9 protein-coding genes are annotated in these 3,869 nt (G+C 57.3%); 7 read left to right on the forward strand and 2 right to left on the reverse strand.

What is annotated here, in order from left to right; translation table 11 throughout:
* The 3 genes from AC1DX0_RS32410 to AC1DX0_RS32420 form a co-directional block, all read left to right on the forward strand.
* Positions 1 to 208, forward strand: a 208-nt coding sequence (locus tag AC1DX0_RS32410; protein ID WP_477358476.1) for a KTSC domain-containing protein, incomplete at its 5' end; no start/stop codon positions are given.
* A gap of 194 nt (positions 209 to 402) precedes the next feature.
* On the forward strand, positions 403 to 834 hold the full coding sequence (locus AC1DX0_RS32415) for a restriction endonuclease (protein ID WP_477358477.1): 432 nt from the start codon (positions 403 to 405) through the stop codon (positions 832 to 834).
* Between the two features lie 14 nt (positions 835 to 848).
* The gene (locus tag AC1DX0_RS32420) at positions 849 to 1,562 is read left to right on the forward strand and encodes an SOS response-associated peptidase (RefSeq protein ID WP_477218987.1); all 714 of its coding nucleotides are present in this window, start codon (positions 849 to 851) and stop codon (positions 1,560 to 1,562) included.
* A 485-nt stretch (positions 1,563 to 2,047) separates the two neighbouring features.
* On the opposite strand, the gene AC1DX0_RS32425 is transcribed toward AC1DX0_RS32420, so the two are convergent.
* Complete coding sequence (locus tag AC1DX0_RS32425) at positions 2,048 to 2,278, reverse strand: hypothetical protein (RefSeq protein WP_477218988.1); 231 nt, start codon at positions 2,276 to 2,278, stop codon at positions 2,048 to 2,050.
* 186 nt (positions 2,279 to 2,464) lie between these two features.
* Between AC1DX0_RS32425 and AC1DX0_RS32430 the strand changes: the two genes are divergently transcribed.
* Genes AC1DX0_RS32430 through AC1DX0_RS32445 form a run of 4 tightly spaced genes read left to right on the forward strand, consistent with a single transcriptional unit; the run spans position 2,465 to position 3,454 of the window.
* The gene (locus tag AC1DX0_RS32430) at positions 2,465 to 2,644 is read left to right on the forward strand and encodes a hypothetical protein (protein ID WP_477218989.1); all 180 of its coding nucleotides are present in this window, start codon (positions 2,465 to 2,467) and stop codon (positions 2,642 to 2,644) included.
* An 11-nt stretch (positions 2,645 to 2,655) separates the two neighbouring features.
* On the forward strand, positions 2,656 to 2,865 hold the full coding sequence (locus tag AC1DX0_RS32435) for a hypothetical protein (protein ID WP_477218990.1): 210 nt from the start codon (positions 2,656 to 2,658) through the stop codon (positions 2,863 to 2,865).
* Between the two features lie 15 nt (positions 2,866 to 2,880).
* On the forward strand, positions 2,881 to 3,201 hold the full coding sequence (locus AC1DX0_RS32440) for a hypothetical protein (protein WP_477218991.1): 321 nt from the start codon (positions 2,881 to 2,883) through the stop codon (positions 3,199 to 3,201).
* Positions 3,191 to 3,454: a hypothetical protein gene (locus AC1DX0_RS32445; RefSeq protein ID WP_477218992.1), complete on the forward strand. Its 264-nt coding sequence runs from the start codon at positions 3,191 to 3,193 to the stop codon at positions 3,452 to 3,454. Before AC1DX0_RS32440 ends, AC1DX0_RS32445 begins: the two co-directional genes overlap by 11 nt.
* Positions 3,455 to 3,457: 3 nt before the next feature.
* On the opposite strand, the gene AC1DX0_RS32450 is transcribed toward AC1DX0_RS32445, so the two are convergent.
* Positions 3,458 to 3,869 (reverse strand): hypothetical protein (locus tag AC1DX0_RS32450; RefSeq protein ID WP_477358479.1); only part of this gene is annotated, 412 nt, incomplete at its 5' end.

Below are 3,869 nucleotides of genomic sequence, written 5' to 3' on the forward strand. Positions count from 1 at the left end.
GGTCAAGCGCGTCTGCTACAACGCCGAGCACTCCTATATGCTCGTTCGGCTTAAGCAGGTTTGGTATCACTACTGCGACATCGACCAAGGCACGGTGTCGGCGCTGTTGACCGCAGAGTCCAAAGGAAGTTTCTACAACTCAAACGTCAAGGACTCGGGGACGGGCGGCAAGTTTGGCTGCCGGGACAAGCCGGTGCCAGAGTTCTGAGGAGGTCGAGACCGATGGTTGGTTTGGGACTGGGAATAGGTTTAGGCATGGCCGGCAACCAGCGACCTGCTAGGCCACGCGACAGCAACGAGGTTCCAACTACCGCGCTCCTGCTCCAAGCGCTTGTGACGGCCGGCGTCCATGTGCCTGAGGGTGCCCGGATCGTCACGGTTACCCTGCCATGGCTGGCTATCATGGCCGAGATCGCCAAAGATCCGAAATTCCTCTTTCATTTCGTCCAAACCCCTCGCAAGTTTGAAGAGTTCATTGCTGGGGCCTACGAGCGTGCCGGCTATGATGTGATACTTACTCCGCAGCGAGGGGATTTTGGACGGGACGTCATCGCATCGAAGGATGGCTTTGGGTCCGTCAGGATACTTGACCAAGCGAAAGCATATTCGCCCGGCCATCAAGTCGGGCACGATGAACTTCGGGCGATGCTAGGTGTATTGTCCGCCGATCAGAATGCATCAAAGGCCGTAATTTCTACGACCTCAACATTCCAACCGGGCGTGCTTACCTCGCCAGAATTCACCAAGTTCATGCCTTATCGCCTAGAGCTAAAGGATGGTGCCGCCTTGGGTGCTTGGCTTGAGGAGCTACGGCAAAAGAACCCTAGCCCGTAGGGACTGAATGAAGCATGTGCAACCTCTACAACATCACCACATCGCAAGAGGCCATCCGCCAGTGGACCGGCGCTTTGCGGGACATCTTGGGCAACCTTGAGCCATCCATAGACATCTATCCCAACCGCCCCGGCCCGGTGGTCCGCAATGCGCTGGACGGGCAGCGGGAGCTTGCCAACCTGCTGTGGGGCATGCCGACTCCCATTGAGCGTATGAAGGGGAAAGCGGACTATGGCACCACCAACATCCGCAATCCGCAGTATGGCCATTGGCAGCAGTATGTCGGCGTCGAGAACCGTTGCGTGGTGCCCGTGACGAGCTTTGCGGAGCCCAGCCCGACACCCGGCGACAAGGACCCTGAGACAGGCATCCAGCGGAACTACTGGTTTGCTCTCAATGAGGACCGCCCGCTGTTCTTCTTCGCGGGCCTCTGGACGCCGTGGCATGGGGTTCGGAAGATCAAAGACGGCCCCGGGGATTTCGAGCTTTACGGCTTCATGACGACCGCACCCAACGCACTCATCAAGCCCATCCACGAAAAGGCCATGCCGGTTGTCCTGAGGACGCAAGAGGAAACCGAGACTTGGCTTACAGCCCCTTGGTCAGAAGCTAAGCGGCTACAGCGCACGGTCCCGGATGATGCCCTTGTGGTTGTCGAGAAGCCRGCCACACAGATCAAGTTTCCGCTTGGTGGCGACACGTCGAGCGGTCAATTGTCAATGCTCTAGTGGATAGATGGAGAGGCGCGGATGTTGGATGGTGCAGGCAAGGTCGTTGTTCTGCTGGTTTCTATTGTTGCGATTGGGCAGAATGGTCTGACGGAGGCCGCTGAAACATCCTCTTGTAAGAAAGAGTTTCTTCCCGTCGAATTGACCTGCCCCACCAAAGGCTCCCCGTTGGGGACGCTCGTGGAAATGAATTGCGAGGGCCTTGCGACTAAGATTGTCGTCAGACGGGCTTCTACGGACCCGTCCGCAGGAGAGGTTTTAATCTTGGACCCAAAAGATCACTCCTATAAGGTATTGGTAAATTTCTTGAAGAAGGAGCCCCGGACGGCTCTAGAAAAGACACAAAACTCAAAGATCATCGAGAGCTACGAGAAACTTGCTCGAAAGAGTTGCGAAGGCACCCCCGCAAGTCGTCTCATTGTAGGCCGAATGATAGCAGACAATCGAAGAACACTTAACCTTCCGTAGCTAGCCGCCTAGGTCGATCACGGATCATCGTCCTTCCAGATCACCCGCTGCACCATACGGACTTCTAAAAGCCGCCTCACTCGTATCTTCAAGCCCTCCGATGCGCTTGGCAGCAGGATATCAACGTCAAGGTCGCGACGTTTGCACCGCTCGCAGCGCATGTGCCTGTCCACATCCCAAAACGGAATGTCCCCGACTAGCTTGGCGAGGTCCCCCGGCAGATAGTGGCGGGTGATGTTGCAGTTCATGCACCGGATGCGGACTAGCTGCCCAACCTCATGCGCTTTGCACAGGGTCTGCACAAGGCGGCGGGGTTTTCTGGGCTGCTCTGGCATAGGCAAAAATAGGAATGAGTTCCTCGCCGAGTCAATTCGCCCTTGACATTTATGTTCCCTTTTTGTTCACTATGAGCATTCATGTTGGAGTAAGCGCTAATGGACCGCATCGTGACACTCAACAGTCGCCAGGAAGCCGCCCTCCAGGCCCACGCCGAGGATTTCGTTGCCGTGCACAAGGGCGATGTGATGAAGGCGCTCAAGGAAATGATCGTGCTCAACGGCCACCTCCAGGAACGCCTCGACGCGCTCACCACACCACGCCGCGCGATGCGCTAGGAGAAACCGCAATGGGCACCATGCACTTTGACGCCGAAGCAAAAGCCGAGCTGCATTCCGAAGCCGTGAAGCTCATCGCCCGGTATGATAGCCCGCTTGAGACCGTGAAGGCGCTCATGGCCTACAACTGCGAGCTTGAGACTCAGATACTCGCCGTCGCCCACCGGCATCCGGGAATAGTTTCCATTGCATATGACGATACGTCGCCCATGCTGGGGTGACAGGAGCAGCGCTCAATGCATGACCTTATCGCTTTCATTGGGAGTAACTCTGCGCTGGTAACCGCCAACCCGGCAGCCTTCGCCACGTTTGCCGTGCTGTTCGGAGGCGGTGGGTTTGCGGTCGGGCGCTATTTCTTGACGGAGCGCATTGCCAATCTGGAGAGCCGAATTGCGCGACGCGACGATGAGATTACGGAGCTGAAGGCCAAGCAGAAAGCACCCGAGCCGGAGGCCTCTACGGTGCCTCTATTCGAGATGACCGAGGTCCTTCCCCCTCCGCCGCTCAACTTCAAGGACCTTCTAGTTCAGCGGAAAGAGCGCCTCCATGTCAGATAACTTGATGCCACAGCAGAAGGCACCCAAGCTAATCGTTGTCACCGCCTTCGACCGAGATGAGACAGGGGACCTCCAGCCTGTCTTTGGGCCTGCCGAGCAGCAGACCGAGGACCGGGCGATACGCACCGCGAAGGGCCTAGCCGTGAAGCATGCCGGCGTCATTGCGTGGTCGCGCGATGCCAACCCCTCGCTTGGCGAATACGGGGAGCCCACGACGCTCTTTGTAGGTGGCGACGTGCCGGACATGGAGTGATGACTATTCGGGGTAAGGTCGTCCGTCAGGACCTAACACATAGCGAGGGTTGTTTCCGCCATTCAACTGGGTAGCCTTCGCTACGCATGATGCCGATTGCAAGCATGCTCGAAGCACCGCTGATTTCACCACTGCTATATCGGAATAGGCATCGTTGTATTGGCTTGCGTACCATCCGCCGCAAAGGCCCGCGAGCAAGATTAAAGGGTAGCCGTAGCGCCGCGTAAATTGCTCAAGGGCTGACCTTCGTAGCGGCTTAGCCTCCCCGTCGAGAAGGTAGTTGATCCCCCCTGCGGCTACCAAGAAGCTCACCAGCGTCGCTGAAAGTATCCAAACTGCATTCGAGTTTCCTTCGCCAAGAATGGCATGCGAACCGATACCGACACACACCGCCAGCGCTGCGGCTACCAAAAGG

Source organism: Mesorhizobium sp. P3_A9 (assembly GCF_056402975.1).